Consider the following 19,963-nt stretch of genomic DNA (forward strand, 5'->3'; position numbering starts at 1 on the left):
TTATGCTACTTCGTGACCGTTTACCGTAATAAACCGTCAATTATCGCTGTTGATCTTCGATACTGCGCTCGAGCTCTTCCAGCTCGGCCTCGCCATCAATTCGTACCCCGCCCCGGGTCACCAGATGCATCTCCGTCTTGACCCCTTCCGGACGTTTGAGCTTGTCGGTGATCTTGAGCGCCACATTATCCTTGGTGCGGCCCATCTTGGCGTGGAAAGTGGGCAAGTCCTCGACAAAAACCAGCAGATTTTCCGGCATATCGACCGGAATGATATCGCCAGGTCGCAGCTCCATCAGTTCACGCAGGGTGAGTTCTGTCTCCAGCAGCTTGGCCCGCAGCTCCACCTTGACGTCCATGATCTCGTCACGCAGCGCCTTGCTCCAGCGTACGTCGGTATCCCCCTTGTCACTCTGCACACCGGCGTCCAGCAGCTCGCGGATCGGCTCCAGCATGGAGTAGGGCATCGCCACGTGGAAGTCGCCGCCGCCACCATCGAGCTCGATGTGGAACGAGCTGACCACGATTACCTCGGTCGGGCTGACGATGTTGGCCATCGCAGGGTTCACTTCGGAGTCGAGATACTCGAACCCTACGTCCATCACCGGCGCCCAAGCATCCTTGTAATCCTCAAACACCAGTTTGAGCAGCATCTGGATAATGCGCCGCTCGGTCGGCGTGAACTCGCGCCCTTCAATCTTGGCGTGATAACGACCATCGCCACCGAAGAAGTTCTCCACCAGGATGAAGACCAGTCGGGCCTCCATGGTGATGAGCGCCGTCCCCTTGAGCGGGCGGAAGCGCACCATGTTGAGACTGGTCGGCACAAACAGGGTATGGACATACTCGCCAAACTTGAGCATCTGCACACCGTTGATCGAGACCTCGGCGGTACGACGCATCATGTTGAACAGGCTGATCCGCATATGGCGGGCGAAACGTTCATTCACCAGCTCCAGCGTCGGCATGCGACCACGGACGATGCGGTCCTGGGAGGAGAAGTCAAACTGGGCTACGCCGGGGTCTCCAGCGCCGCCTATCTCTTCCTCTTCGACATCATCGACACCGTGCAAGAGGGCATCAATTTCGTCCTGACTTAACAGATCGCTCACGCTTCACCTACTGCATTACAAAGCCGGTAAACAGCACTTGTTCGATAACGGGGGAAGAGACCAGGTCCTTGAGCACCCGACGGCACTCTTCCAGTGAATCCTTGCGCAGCTTCTCCTTGCCTTCAAAGGTCATCAGCTGTTCGGCACTGGCTGCGCTGAATACACGCAGCAAGGTGCCTTCAATCAGGGGGATATTCTGTTTGGCCAGCGTCTCGTCGGCGGTACCGCGCACCATCAGCTGGATCTTGATCTGCACCAGTCGATCTCGCTGGGCACCTGCAACGTTGAAGACAAAGGGGCGCGGCATACCGACATAGAGGGAAGGTTTAGGCGCTTCCTCCTTGGGTGCGGCCTCGGCACCTTCCGCCGCTTCAGCGGGCGGTTTATCGGAGCCGGAGAACATCAGGAAGGCGCCAACACCACCACCGCCCAGCAAAATAACCGCCAAGGCAATGATAATGATCAGCTTCTTTTTCTTGCCCGCAGCCGGGTCTTTTAGCGTCAACTCGTTATCGTCAGCCATCCCTTGTCCACCCTAGTCTCAAACTTGTTCGATATCATAAACTTACTCGGGATTGCATCAAGCATAGAAATCAATTCCGGAACCGTTTGTCGATTCCACCAGCAAACTGGGGTTGGAAGTGGTGAGTTCCCCTTCAACCAGCCCGTTACCGGACCGCGGCTGACCACTACTCTGACCTTGCTGCCCCTGCCCGTTAAAGGTGGGCTGGCCCTGTTGCTGCTGTTGTTGCGACTGCTGCTGCACCTGCGTCTGACCAAGCTGGATCCCCTGCCCTGCCAGCATGTCACGCAGCCGGGGCATCGCCTGCTCCAGCATCTCGCGGGTCTGTCCATGTTGTACCACAAAATGGACGTTGGCCTGGCTGTCGGCCCCCATCTGAATCTGGATCTTCATCTTGCCAAGGCCGAGGGGGTCGAGCTGAATTTCCGCCTGTTGCAGTTTTTCGGCCAGCATCACATTGACCTTCTGGTGCAATTCGGCAGGCGCTTCCTGACTGGCCAGTTTCAAATGGAGTAAATTCTGCGGCTCACGGCGCAGCGTCGTCTCAGCGGCGGGCGCCCGGCTATCGGCTACCTGTGGCTGAGTCTGGCTGTTCTGGCCATGCTGAACGGTCTGGCTCGGGCTGCTCTCACTGCTAGATGTCGTCGCAACCAGGCTCTTCTCCGCCTCACCGGCCTTCGGTTTTACCTCAAGCGAAACCGCTTTGCGCACCTCGTCGGTGCCGGTCACTTCCATCTGCTTGATGCCGGCTGAAATAGTCGACAGCGGTGCTTGCGGCCCCTGAGATTCAGCCTGTGCCAACACCTGCTGCGGCGCCACCATCACGGGGGCGGCAGCACTATCGGTCTGAGCCGTCGCAGTTGCCGTTACGCTGCTCTGGGCTGCGGCACTTTCTGCGGCACTCTGCGCCGTCGTCACGGGCGCCGATCCTTGATTGGCGGCGGTGGCTGGCTGCTGGCTACCCTCGGCGGCACTCTTTTCTGCCCCCTTGCCAGCTACCCCACTTCCATCCGCAGTTGCTGAAGTAGTTGCAGAGCCCGCCTCAGGCTGCTTGAGCCCCTCATTGAAGGCCTTGAGGGCGGCCCCCTGAGTCGCGGCTTGCGTTGCCTGCCCCTTGTTAGTCAAAGCATTGCTGGCGGAGAGATCGGATTTGCTGTCGCCAGCCTCTTTTGCAGCGAGTGACTCAGCGGATTTGGCGGTGCTTGCCGACTCATCGACCGGCAGCACCTTGGCCAGCTGGGCCATTCGCTCTGCCCCTGTGAGGGGCTTGGTGTGCTTGCCATCAGCCCCGATGGTTTCGCCCTTGGCAGAGGCTTTCTCCCCGGCCTGCCCATCCCCAGTAGTGGCGGCATCTTCACCTTCAGAGGAGAGAACGGCAGCAGAGGCATCGCCCTGCGCCACCACTCGCGCCGCTGAGGACGATACGGTGGTATCAAGAGTCGAGTTGGCTGTCGTCGCCAGCGGCGACTGCGCCCCGGTCTGACCAGCAAGCTGGCTGGCAATTCTGGCAGCGGCAGGGGTCTGCTCGCCGTCATCAAGCGCAATCCCCTCCAGCTCACCCTCTTGCGGCAACGGATTGCCGTCTACCGCAGTGGCGCTCTGTTGGGCCGCCACCGCCAGCTGGGGTGTCACTAGCGAGGTATCGAGCTTGAGGGAGTCTTGCAGACGGAGCAGAAAGTCGGTGGCAGGGACCTCACCCACCTTGTTGTCGGCGTCAGGATCCTGCTCCTTGCCGGTCTCCTCTTTGGGAGAGGCGCTCTCGGTCGCCAAAGATTTGGCTGATCGGACATGGTTACCGCCCTGAGTGGCTTCGGGGGGGCCCTGCTCGCTGTTCCGGGCCTTGGCAATCAGGGTGGCGAAATCCCCCTTGCCGTCGCTGCCGGTTCCCCCATCGATACTTTTGCTCTCGACGGAACCGCTCAGAGGCGCTTTGTCCAACCCGTTGGCCGGAGCCGAAGGCGTTTGTGTCAACAGTGTCTGCATCATGATGGGATCCCTGAATTCTGGTGGCCCCCAAAGAGATGGCCGCCGACAATGTCCATATCAAAGCAAGTTACAGGCCAGATTGATGAAAGCGTCGCAACATGGCGTACTCATCCAGCATCTTCTGCTCCTGACGCTGGGCTTTCTGCTGCTCGCGGCTCGCTTGCTTCTCCAGCAACAGCTCTACCGCCTTGCGCCGCTGCTGGGCCGCCAGCCACTCTTCACGGCGCTGTTCCAGCGCCTGACGCACCTGCAACACCCCTTCGTACTGCTGGGTCGCGGCCTGTTCGAGCTTGTTGATAAAGGCGTGATACTGGGTGTTTTGCTGAGGTGAAATCCCCTGCAGGCCGCGATCGGTCCACTGCTGGTGATAGATCTGGCGGTACTGGTTGAGGGCATTTTGCTGATCCATGAACAGCTTGAGATCCTGCTGCGCCTTCACCAGCGCCAGCGCACACTGCTGCTCCGCCTCCACCAGCCGATCGGCCAACAATACCAACCCTTTACTCATCGTCGACCTCTCTGTTACCGACCATCATCAGCGCATCAATGGCATCGCCACCATCTGCAAGGCTTGCAGGCCATCATCGTAGTGAATGACCTCGCGCATCCCCTGCTGCAAGAACTGATCCAGATAGGGTTTTTGAATGATGGCACGGTCGATGCGCGGATCGGAACCCTGACTGTAGGCGCCGATGGTGATGAGATCCCGGTTCTGCTGATAGAGGGAGTAGAACTGCTTGAGGGTGCGCGCCAGATCCATATGTTCCGGCGAGGTCACCATGGGCATAACCCGGCTGATGGACTTTTCGACGTCGATAGCCGGATAGTGGCCCGCATCGGCCAGCTCGCGCGACAACACTATGTGGCCATCGAGGATTGCCCGCGCCGCATCGGCAATGGGATCTTGCAGGTCATCCCCCTCGGTCAAGACGGTGAAGAAGGCGGTGATGGAGCCCTGGCCGTCACTGCCGTTACCCGCCCGCTCCACCAGCGCCGGTAATTTGGCAAATACCGACGGTGGATAGCCCTTGGTTGCAGGCGGCTCGCCCACCGCCAGCGCGATTTCACGCTGGGCTTGGGCATAACGGGTCAGTGAATCCATCAAGAGCAGCACATTAAGCCCCTGATCGCGGAAATATTCGGCAATGGCCAGCGCCGTTTCACACCCCTTGAGCCGCATCAGCGGCGAGGCGTCGGCGGGAGCCGCCACCACCACGGAGCGGGCTCTCCCCTCCTCTCCCAGAATGTCTTCGATAAACTCTTTCACTTCCCGGCCCCGTTCACCGATGAGGCCGACCACCACCACATCTGCCACCGAGCCGCGAGTCATCATGCCAAGCAGCACCGATTTACCGACACCGGAACCGGCAAACAGCCCCATCCGCTGGCCCTGCCCCACCGTCAGCACGGCGTTGATGGCGCGTACCCCCACGTCCATCGGCTGATGGATCGGGCGGCGAGAGAGCGGGTTGATGCGATGCTGGGCAAACTGCACGGTCTGGGAGGAGAGAATGGGGCCGAGCCCATCGAGTGGCTGACCAATGCCGTCGATGACCCGACCAAGCAGGTTCATCCCAACCGGAATGCCGTGCTCTTCGGTGATGGGCACCACCCGGGCACCGGGGATCACCCCCTTGAGCTGCTCGCTCGGCATCAGATAGAGGCGATCGCCAGAAAAACCGACCACTTCAGCCTCCAGCGTCCCATCAAGGGTATCGATGCGGCAGAGGGCACCGATGGCGGCGCGGCAGCCAATGGCTTCGAGGGTCAGCCCCACCACCCGGGTCAATTTGCCGGCGACCGGCGGTTTGGGGGCGCTGTCGCGTACCTTGTACCCTTGCAACCGGTTCAGTAGCGAGCCGCTCATCTGGCCTCCTGAGAGCTAAAAAGTGCAGCCGGACGGCAACGTCCGGCATCGGTTATGGGCGTGAGTCCTGCGAAGCCGGTTTCTGCGACGCATTGTCCCGCAAGAAGTTGCGCAGCAACTGATCGATGCGCGCGGAGAGGGTCAAATCGATGCTGGAGAGCTCGGTCGCCAGTTGCAGATCGCCGGGGGAGAGGGTGGGATCGCTCTGCAATCGCCAGTGGCGCTTGGCGCACTCGTCGGCGCCAAATGCCTGCTCGATTCGCGCTATATCGTCGGGATGCAACATCAGAGTCACCCCCTGTTCGGCGGCAGGCAGCAAGGCCAGCCCCTCTTTAAGCGCCTCCAGCAGAATGCGGGGGGAGGTCTCCGCTTCGTGACGAATGAGCGCGCGGGCCAGTTGCATCACCAGCGAGACCAACTGCTGCTCCACCGCCAGATCCAGCTCGTTAAGCGGATTGGCTAGGCGGGCGGCGAGCCCCTGCCAGTGGGCGATCTCCTGCTCCACCAGCTCGCGGCCCATGGCCAGCCCCTCCTCGCGCCCCTGTTCGAGACCGGCAGAATGACCCTGTTGCAATCCTTCCAGCTTGCCCTCTTCCATCCCCTTGGCATAACCGGACTCGCGTCCCTCGGCCATCCCCTCTTCCCAGGCGGCCTGACGGATCGCTTCAAGCTCTTCGGCGGTGATGCTGGGGGTCGGCTCCTGTTCGGGCTCCGGTTCCACCACCTCCTCTTCCTGCTGATACCAGTCAGGGGCCAGGCCAAGAGCATTGGTAGGCGCCCCCGCCTCTACCTCGACCTCCATCTCGGGCCAGCCCCAGGTCTCAACCCGGGCATCATCGCCCTCGGGGCGCACATACCCACGCAGTTTGTTGTTCATGCTTTGCGCGGCTCCTCACCACTGCCTGATGCGGGTTTGGCATCGCAATTCGGTTTATGGGCCATGGCTTAGAGGAACTCCTCGCCGCCACCGGCACCCAGCATGATTTCGCCAGCATCCGCCAGACGACGGGCGATGGAGAGGATCTCTTTCTGGGCCGCTTCCACTTCGGAGACCCGGATCGGCCCCATGGCCTCCAGATCGTCTGCCAGCATTTCGGCCGCCCGTTTGGACATGTTCTTGAAGATCTTCTCGCGCATCTGATCGTCGGAGCCCTTGAGGGCGCGTTGCAGCAGATCCCCAGGCACTTCCCGCAGCATGGTCTGGATGCCGCGATCGTCCACATCGATGAGGTTTTCGAACACGAACATCAAATCCTGGATCTGCTGGCTCATCTCTTCGTCCGACTCGCGGATGGAGTCCATCAACTGGCCTTCGATATTGGTATCCAGATAGTTCATGATGTTGGCGGCAGCCTTCAGGCCGCCCATCTTGGCTGCCTGGGCACCGGCCGCACCGGCGAACTGTTTCTCCATGATGTCGTTCAGCTCTTGCAGTGCCGCCGGTTGTACCTCTTCGAGGTTGGCGATACGCATCACCAGATCGAGGCGCACCTGCTCCGGGAACTGGCTCAGGATCTCGGCGGATTGCTCCGGCTCCAGATAGGAGAGCACGATAGTCTGGATCTGCGGGTGTTCATTCTGGATGATGCTGGCTACCTGACGGGCATCCATCCACTTGAGCGAATCGAGGCCGCGGGCGCCGGAACCGAGAATGATCTGGTCCACCAGGTTGCTCGCCTTGTCCTCGCCAAGGGCCGCCACCAACGCCTTGCGCACGAAGTCTTCGCTGCCGATACCGATGTTGGTGTACTTCTGGATATCGTCGATGAATTGACGGTGCACCGCCGCCACCCGATCGTGACTGAAGTCAGACATGGAGGCCATCGACATACCGAGCCGCTGCACCTGCTTGGGCTCGAGATGACGGAAGATCTGGGCGGCATCCTCTTCATTGAGGCTCAGCATCAGCACCGCAGCCATCTCCATCCCCGACATCTGGTCGAGGATCTGGCGCTGACTGTCGGTGATGTCATTGCCGGTGACTTGACTCTTCTTTTCTTCAGGCATCTTTGTTCGTTACCCATTCTTTAATGACCTGAGCGGCCAGATCCGGCTCGTTCGCCACCAGCGCACGTACCGCCTTGAGCAAGTCTTCGTCACGGTGCAGATCCGGCAGTTTCAGCTGGCCATCGCGTACACCAAATACCTGATCGTTCTCGACTTGTGCTGACAGCAGGCTCAACTCGTCGTCGCCACCCAGTACGGTGTGGTTGTCGAAATCCACTTCCCCTTCCGGTTTGGCATCCGGATAGAGCAGTCGCTTGAGCATGGGGCGAACCACGGTGACGATCAAGACGATGATCACCAGTACCGAGGCGGCAATCCGCACCGCACGCCAGAACCAGGGCTGATCGTAGAGCGGCACCTCGGCCACGGTATCAAGCTCTGGGCGATTGAACGGAATCGCGACCACCTCAAGGGTATCACCACGGGTCACATCAAAGCCAAGGCCACCGCTCAGCAAACGGCGCAATGTATCGAGTTCTGCCTGGGTGCGCGCCTCACGGGTCACGGCCCCATCGGCACCAGGTACCGCTTTGTAATCCACGGCAACCGAAACAGTCATGCGGCGAATGCCTCCCATCTGGCGACGGGTATGGCTGACGGTGGTATCCAGCTCGAAGTTGCGAGTCGCCTCTTTGCGGGAGCGGCCCGAAGCAGCAGCGCTGGCACCATCACCACCGGTCGCCTCCTCGGGAATATTGGAGGCGGCAGGGGGCTGGTTGGAGAGGGCGCCAGGCACACCACCGTTGCTGCCGCTGGCGCTGTTCTCTTCCATGGTCATCTCGGATCGCACAGCAGGCAGGTCCGGGTTGTAAGTCTTGCGGGTCTGCTCCTGCTGGGAGAAGTCGAGGGAGAGATCCACTTCCGCCGTATAGTTGTCAGCCCCCAGCACCGGGATCAGAATGGCGTCAATTTTTTGTTTGTACTCCAGCTCCTGCTTCTGCTGCATGGCAAACTCTTTGCGAGTCTGGGCCGAGATCGGGTCTTGCGAGCCGGAGTTGAGCAGGCGGCCATTCTGGTCGGTGACGGTGACGCGGGTCGGCTCAAGGCCATGCACGGCGGAAGCGACCATATCAACGATGGAGTCCACCTCCCCCTGCCCCAGCGCCGCCCCTTTCAGGTTGAGTACCACGGTGGCACTGGGTTTACGTTCGTTGCGCGCAAACACGTTGTCTTTCGGAATGGCCAGCAGCACCTGGGCCTTGGCCACATTCTGGAACTGCTCGATGGCGCTCGCCAGCTGACGCTCGCGGCTCAGTTTCAGACGTTCGCTCTCCATCCGCTGGCTGACGCCGAAACTGGAATCTTTGAGCAGGATATCTTCACCACCGATGTTGCTATCGGTGGCATTGGCAAGACCGGCACGGGTCAGGGCCAGCTGGATAGTGGGGTAACTTTCGGCGTTGACCAGCACGCTCTTGCCATCCACCTCGTAGGGGATCTTCTGCTGATCGAGGAAGTCGAGAGTCTTCACCAGCTCCTGGGTGGTGTAGGTGCCGAGGGGACGCATATCCGGCTCCTTGCCCCACAGCAGGATAAACACCGCGATGGCCAGACAGATGGCAAGCCCCAGGATCAGGGTGATTTGCCGCAGCACATCGGTGTTGGACAGGAAGCCCAGCGCCGAACTCTTCTGCTCATTTTCATCGAGGGCGGCGGTGCCCTCATCGTTTATCAGCAGATCGCCGTTTTGGTCAGTAGCCACGATTTATGTCCTTATTGCTGACATGTTCATGATGTTCAGTCGTCATGGTTTATTGGCGTCGCTTATACCGGCATGTTCATGATGGTCTTGTAGGCATCGACCATCTTGTTGCGCACCTGTACCGTGGCTTCAAAGGCGATGGAGGATTTTTGGCCCGCGATCATCACCTCGGCCAGATCCACCGACTTGTCGCCCATGTCGAAACGGGTACGCAGATCATTGGCGGCCCCTTGCAGCTCGTTGACGTTGCCAAGCGCCTGTTGCAGCAGCTGACCAAAGTCGGAGGTTACCTGACGACCGGGTTGTGCCAGCGGCGTTGCGCCTGCTTCGATCTTGAGCGCCTGCATCTCTTGCATCAGGCTGCTTGCACTAATTTCCATTTTCCATCCCCAGACAAATCATTGACGCTGGCATGCAACAAGCAATTTGAGTGCCAATGCGTTAAAAACGCGACGAGGATGAGTGGCCAGACCAGGCCGGACGGGTTCGACAACGGCAGGTGGCTCTGATTAAATCCGACTCTGACGCCCACTTTTGCTGGCTGGCAAGGAGTCCGCTCTGGATTATCGCAAACCCGTGTTCAAGGCGATGGACTACATCAGCCACCATCTGGATGACAATCCGGGCCTGGATGAGGTCGCAGCAGCGGCAGCCATCTCCACCTTCCACTTCCACCGTATTTTCAAGACGATGGTCGGCGAGACCATTGCCGGATTTACCCGGCGCCTGCGTATGGAACGCGCTGCCCGTCGCTTGCTCGCCTCCCCCCAGAGCGATATCACCACCCTCGCACTGGCCGCCGGGTTCTCCAGCTCGCAGAATTTCGCCAAGGCCTTTCGCCTGCACTTCGCCATGAGCCCTTCGGAATACCGCCAGCAGCAGGGGGGAAACTGGAAAAGCAAGATTGGAAACGATCCCCTTCCCTTTGACACCTATGATGGCCTGGTCATGCACCCGGTCACCGAACACCCGGGTCTGTTGCAGGGGGCAAGCGTCAGGCAGATGCCCGCTAGGCGCGTGGCGTACATGCGCCGCCTGGGCCCCTATGGCAAGGAGACCTGCGAGCAAGCTCATCGGGATTTGCTCGCGCTGTTCGCCTCAGACGAAGCGATGACACCAGCAGGAACCCTGAGTCTCTATTGGGATATCCCCGATATCACCGATGAGACCCATTGTCGTACTGACGTCTGCATCGAGCTGGGGCCAGAGATCCACGCTGGGCGCCAGTTAACCACCCAGACCATCGCAGCGGGCCCCTATGCGGTTTGTCAGTTTATCGCTCGCGGCGATCAACTGGTCGCTTGCTGGGAAACGGCGTTTCGCTGGGTAGTGGGCCAAGGGCTGAACTGCGACGATCGCCCGTGTTACGAGCAATACCACGCAGACACGGACCCCGACCGGGAGCATTACGTGTTTGATATCTGTATCCCGCTGATCAACCGATAAGCCGATACCTCATTTCCATTTACCCACTTCGGTGCCTTCGGGCACCGAAGCGACGGAGTCATGCCCATGAATATCAAAACGCTGTTTCTCGCCAGCCTGCTGGTAACGCTTCCCGCTGCCGCCAATGCCCACTCACAGAGCCAGACACTGATCTTTGACGGCACCATCTACAGTGGTGATCCGGCGAACCCTCACCCGGAAGCGGTCGGCATTGAAGGTAAAAAGATAGTGGCAGTCGGCAGCTATCAGGAGGTCAGCGCCCGCCTAGGCAACCATGCCAAGCGTCTTGATCTGAAAGGAAAGTACCTGATGCCGGGGCTCATCGACAGCCATGTTCATGCGGCATTTGCCGGTTTTCAGGGGATGACAGTTAACTTTCCTGATGCCATGAGTGAGGTTGAGCAGGTGCAGCAATTTCTGACCCGCAGCAAGGATGATCCCCGCCTGACACTGGGCGATGTAGAGCTATACAGCAATGTCTCCCTCGACTACTGGCATCAGCTTCCCCTGCTTGATGAGGTGTTCAATGGCCCGCAATACCGGCAGATCCCGGTAGTGCTGGCCGGTTCGGATGCCCACACCGGTTGGGCCAATCAGGCCATGCTGCGCAAGGCTGGCATTGATGCCGACACCCTTGACGGTCGTTATGCTCCGCTGAAAGGCAATTTTGGCCTCACCCCATCCGGCAAGCTCAATGGCTTTGCCTCGGAAGGCGGCTGGGATGCCATCCTCAAGGCGCTGCCCCCCGTCAGCGACGAGACGATTGCCAGTGCCATCATGACTGCCGCCAAACAACTCAATCAGGTGGGCATTACCGCCTGGATGGACCCTATCAGCAACATTCGCCCCCTTGCGCCCATCTTCAACGCCGAGCCGGATCGCCGCGATACCGGCCTGCTGCCGGCGTACAGCATGCTCTCCCGGGAAGGCAAGCTGACTGGACATGTGTCCGCACTGGCACTGGTGGGGATCCACGCATCACCCGCCATCATTGATGACGTATTGGCGCTGCAACAGCAGTTTCAAGACGCCCCGGACGTTAAACTGGTGGGGATCAAGATCCTGCAAGATGGTGTCATCGAGTATCCATCCCAGACCGCCAAGTTGAGCGAGCCCTACCTCAACCGTCCCGGTTACAGCGGCAAGGACGATTTGGACAAGCAGCGTTTCAACGAGCTGATCCGCACCGCGGATGCCCATCAACTTATCGCTCACTTTCATGCCATCGGCGATCGGGCCGTCCGTGAATCCCTCGATGCCATCGCCTATGCCCGGGCCCACAATCAGGATCACCGCTTGCTGCACAGCATCACCCATCTGGAGGTGGTGAGCCCGGCCAGCATTGCCCGTTTCAAACCGCTCAATGTGGCCGCATCGATGCAACTGTTATGGGCCGGTAAAAACGTGGCGACCACCCTGCTGCTTGAAGGAAAAGTGCCCCCGGCACTGCTAGCCCGCCTCTATCCGGCAGGCAGCTTGCTGCAAAGCGGCGCCATTATCGCCGGTGCCAGTGACTGGCCGGTCTCCAGCCCCAACCCTTTCCTCGCCATGTATACCGCGATCACTCGTCAAGGGGAGCTTGGCTTGCTGCCCCCCGCCAGCGAGCAGATCAGCCGTCAGGCCATCTTGCAGGCCTATACCCTCAACGCCGCCAAGGTAATTGGACGGGAGAAAGAGATTGGCTCCATCAGCGCGGGCAAGAGTGCTGACCTGATCTTGCTGGATCGCAATCTGGAACAGGTAGCAAGCGAAGAGCTCAAGGAGACCAAGGTGCTCTGGACCATGTTCAAGGGCAAGCAGGTCTATTCAGCCCACTGACACCGAGAGAACAAACAGGCCCGCACTGCGGGCCTGTTGGCAAGATCACGACAAGCTTATGGCGAAGCCATGGTGTGCTGTGACAGGTTGATAACAACGCAATTATTGGCTCGTTTCAGTCAAGTCCTTGTCAATCCAGTACTTGGAGCCGGAGATATTGGCATCGAGCAGCAAACCCTTCTCGCCAATCTGGTAGATGGCCATGCCGCCATTATATTTGGCGGTCAACTCGGCGCTCTCCTTGCCAGCCACCACGCCCACTTCGGAGGTGGCCTCCCACCCCTTGGTCACGAAGGCATCGAATCTGGCCTTGTCTTCAAACAGGATCACCTGCTGATAGAACTTGCCGCCAATCCCGGCCGCCAGACCTGCGCCAAACATCTTCATATAGGTGTGCTTGCCGGTTTTGCGATTGACTGCCACCCCGGCCCCCTGATTGGTATGCAGCATCAGGGAGAACTTGCGCGAATCGAACACTGCATAGCCATAAGCCTTGTCAAACAACAACTTGGCTAATGGCTGCTCATTGAACAACCGGATCAGCGCAGTGTCGGCCATGGTATTGAGCGCGATCCTCGCCTCTTTCGCCGTCTTGGGGTTGAGCATCTCGTTGAGCTCCTTGTCGGCCGCCTTCAGCCACTCCTTGCCGGTCGCGATGCTCTTGTCGGTCCAGACCCCAGCGGTATTGAAGGCATCCTCTCCCCAGGCCGAGATGGAAGCCCAGCTCTTCTTGGAGAAATCGCTGACATCCTGCCACACCTCCTTGCTGGTCTCGCTCACTGCCGCTCCCAGATCAGACGCTGCGGCCTTGAGCTTGGCCCAGTCGGCATAACAGGGTGAGAAGGCCAGACTCAGTGACAAGGCCAGCAACCAGTTACGCTTGTTCATTTTTTCACTCCCGTATTATCGAGTGTCTGGGTTACCTGGGGCGATCACCAACAACAGGCTACCCGCTGAAAATCACCCCCGCATTATCGGAAGGGGAATCCGGTTAAGCAATCATTGAGTCCTGTTTATCCCGCCACAGCCCGACAGCGGTTAATAAAAAGGCTGCTCATCAAAGAGGAGCAGCCTTTTTAAGCACAGTAAAACCGGACGGGCTTATTCGACCATCATCACCTTGCAGGTGTTGGTACTGCCCACGGTTTCCATCTTGTCACCGTGAGTCAGCAGCACCATGTCGCCGCTTTGCAGCAGCCCCTTCTCCTTGAGCACGGCCAGCGCGTCGCGACACACTTCGTAGACCGGTTTGGTCTCGTCACCGTCAAACATCACCGGAGTGACGCCACGGTAGAGATTGGTCCAGGCCAGGGTCTTGTTGTGGGGAGACATAGCAAAGATCGGCAGACCGGAGCTGATACGGGACATCAGCAGCGGCGTAGTACCGGATTCGGTCAGTGCCACGATCGCCTTGACCCCTTCCAGGTGGTTGGCCGCATACATGGTGGACATGGCTACAGCTTCTTCAACGGAAGTGAAGGTGTAGCTCATGCGGTGGTTGGAGACGTTCAGGCTCGGATGCTTCTCGGCACCGACACAGACGCTCGCCATGGAGGTCACTGTCTCGATGGGGAACTGACCGGCGGCAGTCTCGGCGGAGAGCATCACCGCATCGGTACCATCCAGCACGGCGTTGGCCACGTCCATGACCTCTGCACGAGTCGGCAGCGGCGCATTGATCATCGATTCCATCATCTGGGTAGCGGTGATCACCACACGGTTCAGACGACGGGAGTGGCGGATCAGCTTCTTCTGTACGCCAACCAGCTCGGGGTCACCGATCTCAACACCCAGATCGCCACGGGCGACCATCACAGCATCGGAACCGAGGATAATGTCTTCCATCGCCTCATCGGTAGCGACGGTTTCGGCACGCTCAACTTTAGCCACGATCTTGGCATTGGAACCGGCTTCGCGGGCCAGCTCACGGGCGTAGCGCAGATCATCGCCACAGCGAGGGAAAGAGACCGCCAGATAGTCCACATTCATGCGGGCAGCGGTCTTGATGTCTTCCTTGTCTTTCTCGGTCAGGGCCGGAGCGGAGAGCCCCCCCCCTTTCTTGTTGATGCCCTTGTTATTGGAGAGCGGCCCGGCCACGGTCACCGTGGTGTGAATGCGGGTGCCTTCAACCTGCTCGACCTTCAGCTGCACACGGCCATCGTCCAGCAGCAGGATGTCGCCCTGCACCACATCGTCTGGCAGGCTCTTGTAGTCGATACCGACCTGCTCCTGACAACCTTCACCCTTGCCGAGTGCCGCGTCGAGAATGAACTTGTCACCGATGGCCAGATAGATTTTGCCATCCTTGAAAGTGGAAACACGGATTTTCGGGCCTTGCAGATCACCCATGATGGCGACGTGACGACCGAGCTTGGCAGCAATGTCACGCACCTGATTGGCGCGCAGGATATGGTCTTCAGCAGTGCCGTGAGAGAAGTTCATCCGCACCATGTCGGCCCCGGCGCGGATGATCCCTTCGAGGATCCCTTCGCGGTCGGTAGCCGGACCGAGTGTGGTTACAATCTTTGTACGTCTAGGCATGAAAGACTCCAATATGAAGTTGATATGACTTGAGATTCTGCCCCATCAAGCCCATGGCTCGATGCACCCGTTTGCAAACCATCTGGGTGGTTTTTGTTATTAAATTACAATACTACACCAAGGCGGGTGGCATAGACAGTCGGGGGCCTGAGCCCCCGACGGTTCAGGAAGAGTGCGGGGTTTCGAAGCGGGATTCGCGCAATCCCTCTTTTACTTTCTTCAGATTTTCGCGAAATTTCATCCCCCGGCGCAGGGTAAAACCGGTCGCCAGCACATCCACCAGCGCCAGCTGGGCGATGCGGGATGCCATCGGCATATAGACATCGGTATCTTCCGGCACATCCATGGAGAGCACCAGATTGCACTCGCGGGCCAGCGGGGAGTCCTTGGCGGTCATGCCGATCACGGTAGCGTCGTTCTCGCGAGCCAGCGCGGCGATTTCGACCAGCGCCTTGGTGCGGCCGGTGTGGGAAATAAGTACCACCACATCCCCTTCGCTGCTGTTGATGCAGCTCATGCGCATCATGACGATATCGTCAAAACTCACTACCGGAATGTTGAAGCGAAAGAATTTGTTCTGGGCATCGCGGGCAACGGCGGAGGAGGCACCAAGGCCGAAGAAGCTGATCTTCTTGGACTGGGTCAGGATATCGACGCAGCGGTTGATGGCAGAGATGTCCAGGCTGTTTTTGGCGGCATCCAGACAAGCCATGGTGGATTCGAAGATCTTGGCGGTGTAGGTATCAGGCCCATCTTCCGCTTCCACATGACGATTAACGTAAGGAGTGCCATTGGCCAGGCTCTGGGCCAGATGGAGTTTGAAATCAGGAAAGCCCTTGGTATCGAGACGGCGGCAAAAGCGGTTGACGGTCGGTTCACTGACGTCGGCCATCTTGGCCAGAGCAGCGATGCTGGAGTGGATGGCGGTCTGGGGAGACGCCAGGATCACCTCGGCAACCTTGCGTTCTGATTTACTGAAACTTTCCAAGTTGTTCGTAATTTTATCAAGGGTATTCATCATCACCACCAGGCGTTTTTGTAATTTAGCTTCAGTGTCTTTGCACTCAATCTACGGCTAAGCAAGTTTCCATTCAAGCTAAGGACTATACAAGACAAGCGGTTATCGCAACTAACGCCTGCCATACAAAGTATGACTCATCTCTAATTATTTCGTACTTTTCGTTACAAAACGTCACCTAGCCATGAAAGCGCTTACAAATGTTGCAAAGCAACAACACTGTGAGCAGGCGCACGTTTGTATCGATCCGGCGGGTGAGCAAGCCTGAGCTCGGATAGAATGGGCCGTCATAATCCAACAATAATCTCGGGACACCAGAGTCGTCCCCATCCTGTAACGAAGGAGTTGTTATGCAGCATACCCATGCGCTGGTCGGCGATGTCGGCGGCACCAATGCGCGTCTGGCCCTGTGTGAGCTGGCCACCGGTACTATCTCTCAGGCAAAGACCTACTCAGGTCTGGCCCATCCCAGCCTTGAAGCCGTGGTACGCCTCTATCTGGAGGAACACAAGGTACAGGTGGCTGAAGCCTGCATCGCCATCGCCTGCCCCATCAACGGTGACTGGGTTGCCATGACCAACCACAGCTGGGAGTTTTCCATCAGCGAGATGCAGAGCAATCTCGGGCTGGTACGCCTGCAAGTGATCAACGACTTTACTGCGGTCTCGATGGCGGTGCCGGTCTTGGCTGAATCGGATCGCATCCAGCTGGGCGGCGCGGCGCCAGTGGCTGGTAAGCCCATCGCCATCTATGGTGCGGGTACCGGCCTTGGGGTCGCTCATCTGGTCAAGGCGGGTGAGCAGTGGCTGAGCCTGCCGGGTGAAGGTGGTCATGTGGATTTTGCTGCCAACACCGAAGAGGAAGATGCGGTGCTGCAAGTAATGCGAGGCGAATTGGGCCATGTCTCGGCAGAGCGTTTCCTCTCCGGCCCGGGCCTGGTCAATCTCTATCGCGGGCTGGTGAAATCCGATGGCCGTGAGCCAGAGCCGTTTGCCCCCAAAGACATTACCGAACGTGCGCTGGCGGGTGAGTGCCTCGATTGCCGTCGCACCTTGAGCCTGTTCTGCGTGCTGATGGGCCGCTTTGCCGGCAATCTGGCCCTCAATATGGGTACCTTTGGCGGCGTCTATATCGCAGGTGGCATAGTGCCGCGCTTCCAGGAGTTCTTTACCGGTTCCGGTTTCCGGGTCGCCTTTGAAGACAAGGGGCGCTTCAAGTCCTACCTCAAGGAGATCCCGGTGTTTCTGATCACCCATGAAGGGCCGGGGCTACTCGGTGCGGGCGCTTACTTGCGCCAGTCGATGGGGATCACTATCTGATTGAAGGGGGGAACGAGGCGGGATCATCCATGGTTCAGCCTCGATTCAGTGTGAATGGCATAAAGTAGCCGCACGTAACCAAGAGTGTTGTGCTTCACAAGGAGTGGAAAGCGACTCTCATCCGCTGGATACGTTTGTCACCTGACAAGCCTGAACTGTTTCAACCGGCCTTTTGGCCGGTTTTTTTTATGTCTGATATCCGGAATTACTGGGCCAGAGCCTTCAGCTGTGCCTTGTCGGGGGGATTGTTCCAGTCGATGGGACCGTGGGTAAAACGGTACTGCAACCGTGGCAGGCTGGTCTCCAGCCACTCTTCCCGAAAATAGGCATAACCCTGATCCCAATCCGGATCATTGGCCCAACCGCTCTGCAGGAAGTAGAGGCGAGTGCCCTGCCCTTCTGGCACAAAGCGCAGGCAAACCTGGGTTTTTTGCTGGCGGATATGGGGCAGGCTGGGCGGGAAATTCCAGCTGAAACTGAGCAGGTCATAGGGCATGACGGCCATGACCCGACACCCTTCGCTGCCACGTTCACCCAGCGGGGCATCAGGCCTGAAGTAGATCTCGAAAGGACCATTCGGTTCGGCCACCATCAAACATTCGGGAGCCAGAAAACTGCGCAGACCGCTTTCGGTAGTCCAGGCGTGCCAGACATCGTCTATGTGCGCCGGAACAAAAATGTTGCCTTCAATCAGTTTATTGTCCATAAATCAGCGATCCTCAAGCCATCCATACAAGGGACTCCGGCAGTATAGCCCCATGGCAAATACAATGGACAGTGCTTAATCACACCCTTGTCATTTGCATCGATTAACCTGCCGCTATGCAGCTGCCTCAATGAACATTGGCTTGATCCGGGAGGGCATCATGATCCGGCTCATGGAAGAACACGACATTCCACAACTGGCTCGGCTGTTTTTGAAAAGCCGCCGCCACACCTTTCACTGGGTCGATCCCGCCCGTTTCCAACTCGAGGATTTCGAGGAACAGACCAAAGGTGAACAGGTGTGGGTAGCCGAGCAGGGGGGCAATATCTGCGGCTTTATCGCCATCTGGCAGCCCGATCACTTCGTCCATCACCTCTATGTGTCAAGCGACTGGCACGGCCAGGGGATCGGGCGCGCCCTGCTGGAGCGGGGCCTTGCTGATTCGCCGCACGGCTCGCTCAAGGTTGCGACCCGCAACACGGCGGCAGTAGCCTTCTACCATAGGCTGGGCTGGCAAAACAGTGATGAGACAGGCCACTGCGATATCACCGGCCCCTGGTGCAAGTTGCTTAGAAGCTAGCGGGACGCCCGGCACCTGCGCTTTGCGGCTGAACAGGCACCAGCGGTGCCGGGGGGAAGAACCAGCGGTAGAGATCAAACCAGCCATCTCGCTGGGCAATCACGACCTCGTGCACCGGATCGCGCTGGAAAATTGCCACTTTGTTTTCGGTCAGCGGCACCCAGGCATAGTTGACCAGCGCATATTGCGACTGGATCAGGTTGTACTCATTGAGATAGGAGTCATCGTTACCCGATTCGTGCAGTTGGGTACGACTGTCGATGAGGTAAACAAGCTGGTTGAAGAAGGTAAGTTGAAAACCGGTCACTCGCCACTTCTCCCTGGTCGCCTCCTCCTCTTCGATCACGGTGATTTTGCCCCAGCGGCACACCCCGTGATAGTTGACTCCATTGGCCGACATTTTCAGGTCGTAATGGCAGCCCAGACTGTTGATCAACATCCCGACCACAAACAGCAGCACGACAAGCAGTGGCAACAGCAGCAAGGTATTTTTCAGCGTTCGTTTCATCAGAGATCCCTTACAGCGTTTTTTCGAGTTCTTTATAGGAGAGCACGCGAACCTGGTGGCCGGAGACCAGCACTAGCGATGCCGGTTTGACTGGTGGCACATCACTCCGTGCCTCCATCTGGCAAACAACGCCGGTCGGCGAATCGGTGCAGTGCACATGGAGCCACTCGAAATGGAGATAGCTGGCGACAAACGCCACCAGCATAACCAGTAGCAGATTGACGTATATCAGGACCCTTGCCAGCATTGGCCGCCCGATACCGCTGAGAAAGGCAAGTTTGGCGCGCTCACCAAAAGAACGGGGAGCAGCAGGCTCTTTGATGACCTCGTGGTCGGAGCTTGGTGATGTCGACGGTGGCTGCGCAGCCGCTGCAGGCGTGGGTTCGCTCATCGGCTCGGGCAAGGGCTCACTCTCTGTTGGCAGTGCCTTGCCGTAATAGCTCTTCATCTTGCAGTTCAGATGCAGGGAGTACCCTTTTTTCGGGGTACTTCTGATATCCAGCGTCTGGGGGGATGAGGCGAAGTGGCGACGAATATTGGCGATGGCCACGTTCAGTGAGTTGGGGCTGATGGGGCGACCCAACCAGCCGATTTCGAGCAACAGATCCTTGTCGCACACCTCGTCATGGTGATCGAGCAGATAGCTGAAAATGAGGCTCTCTGCCGATGACAAGCGCACCACCCGGGCGCTTTGCAAGTTGTCCTTGTCGGCACAGAAGATCAACTCTCGCCTTTTGACATCAAAGACATAATCACCGAAGTGATAGGCTGATATGTTATTGCCTGGCGCAACCCCCGTCATACCAACCACCTGTTATTTGCATTCATCAT

General features: G+C 58.5%; 18 protein-coding genes and 1 pseudogene. 4 read left to right on the plus strand and 15 right to left on the minus strand.

Features of this window, described 5'->3' with window-relative positions:
* Positions 1-40: 40 nt before the first annotated feature.
* From fliM to fliE, 9 genes are all read right to left on the minus strand, one after another.
* Positions 41-1,111 (minus strand): flagellar motor switch protein FliM, encoded by a 1,071-nt coding sequence (gene fliM / locus AB5Y76_RS21000; RefSeq protein ID WP_005334736.1) that lies wholly within the window; start codon positions 1,109-1,111, stop codon positions 41-43.
* A gap of 7 nt (positions 1,112-1,118) precedes the next feature.
* Entirely contained in the window at positions 1,119-1,634 is a 516-nt protein-coding gene (gene fliL / locus AB5Y76_RS21005) for a flagellar basal body-associated protein FliL (protein ID WP_263716845.1), read from the minus strand.
* 57 nt (positions 1,635-1,691) lie between these two features.
* Positions 1,692-3,620, minus strand: a complete 1,929-nt coding sequence (locus AB5Y76_RS21010; RefSeq protein WP_263716846.1) for a flagellar hook-length control protein FliK — start codon at positions 3,618-3,620, stop codon at positions 1,692-1,694.
* 67 nt (positions 3,621-3,687) lie between these two features.
* Positions 3,688-4,128 carry a flagellar export protein FliJ gene (gene fliJ, locus AB5Y76_RS21015; protein WP_005334746.1) on the minus strand — a complete coding sequence of 147 codons (441 nt, stop codon included), beginning with the start codon at positions 4,126-4,128 and terminating at the stop codon, positions 3,688-3,690.
* 27 nt (positions 4,129-4,155) lie between these two features.
* Positions 4,156-5,487 (minus strand): flagellar protein export ATPase FliI, encoded by a 1,332-nt coding sequence (gene fliI, locus AB5Y76_RS21020; RefSeq protein WP_368177819.1) that lies wholly within the window; start codon positions 5,485-5,487, stop codon positions 4,156-4,158.
* A gap of 52 nt (positions 5,488-5,539) precedes the next feature.
* On the minus strand, positions 5,540-6,364 hold the full coding sequence (gene fliH, locus AB5Y76_RS21025; protein ID WP_263716848.1) for a flagellar assembly protein FliH: 825 nt from the start codon (positions 6,362-6,364) through the stop codon (positions 5,540-5,542).
* Positions 6,365-6,432: 68 nt separating this feature from the next.
* On the minus strand, positions 6,433-7,494 hold the full coding sequence (gene fliG, locus AB5Y76_RS21030; RefSeq protein ID WP_005334749.1) for a flagellar motor switch protein FliG: 1,062 nt from the start codon (positions 7,492-7,494) through the stop codon (positions 6,433-6,435).
* The gene (fliF, locus tag AB5Y76_RS21035; protein ID WP_005334750.1) at positions 7,487-9,196 is read right to left on the minus strand and encodes a flagellar basal-body MS-ring/collar protein FliF; all 1,710 of its coding nucleotides are present in this window, start codon (positions 9,194-9,196) and stop codon (positions 7,487-7,489) included. Before fliF ends, fliG begins: the two co-directional genes overlap by 8 nt.
* Before the next feature lie 62 nt (positions 9,197-9,258).
* Positions 9,259-9,576: a flagellar hook-basal body complex protein FliE gene (gene fliE / locus AB5Y76_RS21040; protein ID WP_005362062.1), complete on the minus strand. Its 318-nt coding sequence runs from the start codon at positions 9,574-9,576 to the stop codon at positions 9,259-9,261.
* 154 nt (positions 9,577-9,730) lie between these two features.
* Here fliE and AB5Y76_RS21045 point away from each other — a divergent pair, with 154 nt between their 5' ends.
* Together AB5Y76_RS21045 and AB5Y76_RS21050 are read left to right on the plus strand one after the other, a co-directional pair.
* On the plus strand, positions 9,731-10,642 hold the full coding sequence (locus tag AB5Y76_RS21045) for a GyrI-like domain-containing protein (protein WP_193558684.1): 912 nt from the start codon (positions 9,731-9,733) through the stop codon (positions 10,640-10,642).
* Between the two features lie 66 nt (positions 10,643-10,708).
* A complete protein-coding gene (locus AB5Y76_RS21050; RefSeq protein ID WP_263716849.1) occupies positions 10,709-12,460 on the plus strand; it encodes an amidohydrolase in 1,752 nt (583 codons plus the stop codon).
* Between the two features lie 102 nt (positions 12,461-12,562).
* Here the strand turns inward: AB5Y76_RS21050 and AB5Y76_RS21055 are convergent, their stop codons facing one another.
* The 3 genes from AB5Y76_RS21055 to AB5Y76_RS21065 all read right to left on the minus strand — a co-directional run bounded on the left by AB5Y76_RS21055 (position 12,563) and on the right by AB5Y76_RS21065 (position 16,019).
* Positions 12,563-13,348: a hypothetical protein gene (locus AB5Y76_RS21055; protein ID WP_236356172.1), complete on the minus strand. Its 786-nt coding sequence runs from the start codon at positions 13,346-13,348 to the stop codon at positions 12,563-12,565.
* 213 nt (positions 13,349-13,561) lie between these two features.
* On the minus strand, positions 13,562-15,001 hold the full coding sequence (gene pyk / locus AB5Y76_RS21060) for a pyruvate kinase (RefSeq protein ID WP_005362071.1): 1,440 nt from the start codon (positions 14,999-15,001) through the stop codon (positions 13,562-13,564).
* A gap of 163 nt (positions 15,002-15,164) precedes the next feature.
* Positions 15,165-16,019, minus strand: a complete 855-nt coding sequence (locus AB5Y76_RS21065; RefSeq protein WP_005334759.1) for a MurR/RpiR family transcriptional regulator — start codon at positions 16,017-16,019, stop codon at positions 15,165-15,167.
* 347 nt (positions 16,020-16,366) lie between these two features.
* Between AB5Y76_RS21065 and glk the strand changes: the two are divergent.
* Positions 16,367-17,338 (plus strand): annotated as a pseudogene (glk, locus tag AB5Y76_RS21070) (glucokinase); the annotation flags it as partial.
* A gap of 205 nt (positions 17,339-17,543) precedes the next feature.
* Here the strand turns inward: glk and AB5Y76_RS21075 are convergent.
* Complete coding sequence (locus tag AB5Y76_RS21075; RefSeq protein WP_005334766.1) at positions 17,544-18,044, minus strand: SRPBCC domain-containing protein; 501 nt, start codon at positions 18,042-18,044, stop codon at positions 17,544-17,546.
* A gap of 160 nt (positions 18,045-18,204) precedes the next feature.
* Between AB5Y76_RS21075 and AB5Y76_RS21080 the strand changes: the two genes are divergently transcribed.
* A complete protein-coding gene (locus AB5Y76_RS21080) occupies positions 18,205-18,624 on the plus strand; it encodes a GNAT family N-acetyltransferase (protein ID WP_026034976.1) in 420 nt (139 codons plus the stop codon).
* On the opposite strand, the gene AB5Y76_RS21085 is transcribed toward AB5Y76_RS21080, so the two are convergent.
* Positions 18,614-19,132: a hypothetical protein gene (locus tag AB5Y76_RS21085; RefSeq protein WP_019445799.1), complete on the minus strand. Its 519-nt coding sequence runs from the start codon at positions 19,130-19,132 to the stop codon at positions 18,614-18,616. The two genes, AB5Y76_RS21080 and AB5Y76_RS21085, sit on opposite strands and share 11 nt — an antisense overlap.
* A 10-nt stretch (positions 19,133-19,142) precedes the next feature.
* A complete protein-coding gene (locus AB5Y76_RS21090; RefSeq protein ID WP_263716850.1) occupies positions 19,143-19,856 on the minus strand; it encodes a helix-turn-helix domain-containing protein in 714 nt (237 codons plus the stop codon).
* Positions 19,857-19,963 lie beyond the last annotated feature (107 nt).

The sequence above is a fragment of the Aeromonas sp. R1-2 genome (genome assembly GCF_040908505.1).
Lineage (GTDB): Bacteria > Pseudomonadota > Gammaproteobacteria > Enterobacterales > Aeromonadaceae > Aeromonas > Aeromonas veronii.

Excerpts from the sequence above, each read along its gene's own strand:
- fliL (WP_263716845.1), bottom strand. The coding sequence starts at position 1,634 with ATGGCTGACGATAACGAGTTGACGCTAAAAGACCCGGCTGCGGGCAAG.
- AB5Y76_RS21010 (WP_263716846.1), bottom strand. The coding sequence starts at position 3,620 with ATGATGCAGACACTGTTGACACAAACGCCTTCGGCTCCGGCCAACGGG.
- fliJ (WP_005334746.1), bottom strand. The coding sequence starts at position 4,128 with ATGAGTAAAGGGTTGGTATTGTTGGCCGATCGGCTGGTGGAGGCGGAG.
- fliI (WP_368177819.1), bottom strand. The coding sequence starts at position 5,487 with ATGAGCGGCTCGCTACTGAACCGGTTGCAAGGGTACAAGGTACGCGAC.
- fliH (WP_263716848.1), bottom strand. The coding sequence starts at position 6,364 with ATGAACAACAAACTGCGTGGGTATGTGCGCCCCGAGGGCGATGATGCC.
- fliG (WP_005334749.1), bottom strand. The coding sequence starts at position 7,494 with ATGCCTGAAGAAAAGAAGAGTCAAGTCACCGGCAATGACATCACCGAC.
- fliE (WP_005362062.1), bottom strand. The coding sequence starts at position 9,576 with ATGGAAATTAGTGCAAGCAGCCTGATGCAAGAGATGCAGGCGCTCAAG.
- AB5Y76_RS21050 (WP_263716849.1), top strand. The coding sequence starts at position 10,709 with ATGAATATCAAAACGCTGTTTCTCGCCAGCCTGCTGGTAACGCTTCCC.
- AB5Y76_RS21055 (WP_236356172.1), bottom strand. The coding sequence starts at position 13,348 with ATGAACAAGCGTAACTGGTTGCTGGCCTTGTCACTGAGTCTGGCCTTC.
- pyk (WP_005362071.1), bottom strand. The coding sequence starts at position 15,001 with ATGCCTAGACGTACAAAGATTGTAACCACACTCGGTCCGGCTACCGAC.
- AB5Y76_RS21065 (WP_005334759.1), bottom strand. The coding sequence starts at position 16,019 with ATGAATACCCTTGATAAAATTACGAACAACTTGGAAAGTTTCAGTAAA.
- AB5Y76_RS21075 (WP_005334766.1), bottom strand. The coding sequence starts at position 18,044 with ATGGACAATAAACTGATTGAAGGCAACATTTTTGTTCCGGCGCACATA.
- AB5Y76_RS21080 (WP_026034976.1), top strand. The coding sequence starts at position 18,205 with ATGATCCGGCTCATGGAAGAACACGACATTCCACAACTGGCTCGGCTG.
- AB5Y76_RS21085 (WP_019445799.1), bottom strand. The coding sequence starts at position 19,132 with ATGAAACGAACGCTGAAAAATACCTTGCTGCTGTTGCCACTGCTTGTC.